Annotated in this window: 1 protein-coding gene; it reads right to left on the bottom strand. The window is 35.2% G+C overall.

From position 1 onward, the window contains the following. Positions 1–25: 25 nt before the first annotated feature. A partial coding sequence (locus tag A5875_RS22245) for an AAA family ATPase (RefSeq protein ID WP_176244784.1) occupies positions 26–1,140 on the bottom strand: 1,115 nt, incomplete at its 5' end.

Raw genomic sequence — 1,140 nt, 5'->3', positions numbered from 1 at the left:
ATTCTAGAATTACTTCTACACTCATTTACTTCGGTCTATTTCTCTTCACAAATTCCCTGCAATTCGCTAAATATGAACTCAATTCTTCAGGATTAGGGACTCCTTCTCCTAGCCCACCAGCTCTATCATGAACCCAGTTCGAGCAGCTAGCCATACCTGCTTCTAACTCTTCATAAAGTTCTCTGGTAAATGGTGCCTCTCTTAAGCGTTGTGTTTGTATCGCTGGACTAAACCTCTGAAGTGAATTATTGAATAGTATCTCTTCTACAGTCCGTTCCCATGTCTCCCTCAATTCTTCGCACCAAAGTTTTACTTGCCTTTCATAATCCTCTACCTTATCAACATTTGATGGAACAATTTCTTTATACAGTTTTTCAATACCTTGTAATTTATTCTGCAAACTTCCAAGTCGTTTCTTTACTGGCATGCTGAGCCATGGAAGTGAATTTTGTAAGATTCCAGAATTTTGTTGAATCTTTCTAATTGTTGTTGCACAGTAGTCTATTTCTTGATTCTGACAAAGGTCTTGAACTAGTAACAAAAATGTGATGTCATGGGTCAGTATGACCACTTGTTTCTTCTTTGCTTCTTCGACCAGTCTTCTAGCGATTAGTTCTCTTCGTTTATAATCCAATGAGCATACCGGATCGTCTAGTATGATACAATCGTTATCATCATTAAGTGCTGTTTCAGCGAGAAAATTTGCTAAAGATATTGATCTTTGTTCTCCTTCGCTTAGTATCTCAACAGGCTTTCTACCTTTAACCGTGAGTTTTTTTAACGTAGTACCTTTTTTACCTCTTTGTTTGACCGTAGCAGAAAAATCAGCATTTAATTTTTGACATTCCTCAGAAAATCTTTCTATATATTCATTAGTCACAAATTGTTTGAATAACCTATTCTGAAACATAGTAATTCTACCTGTCGACATATTGATAAGGTTTGCAGCAAATACCCATTTGACATCTTTCAGAAATTTTTCGATTTTAGGAAAAAGTTTTTCAAACTGTAACTTGTCTTGATACCAGTCTAAGTAATTATCAATTTCAACTAATTCCTTTTCAACTTTTTCGGCATTTAAAACTTCAATATCTTTCTTGAGTGCTTCAAATGCAACATCAAAACAATCTGTACTAACTC

Origin of the sequence: Enterococcus sp. 3H8_DIV0648, from assembly GCF_002140655.1 — a bacterium.
Classification (GTDB): domain Bacteria; phylum Bacillota; class Bacilli; order Lactobacillales; family Enterococcaceae; genus Enterococcus_A; species Enterococcus_A hulanensis.
This window is presented reverse-complemented; position numbering and strand designations above follow the sequence as displayed.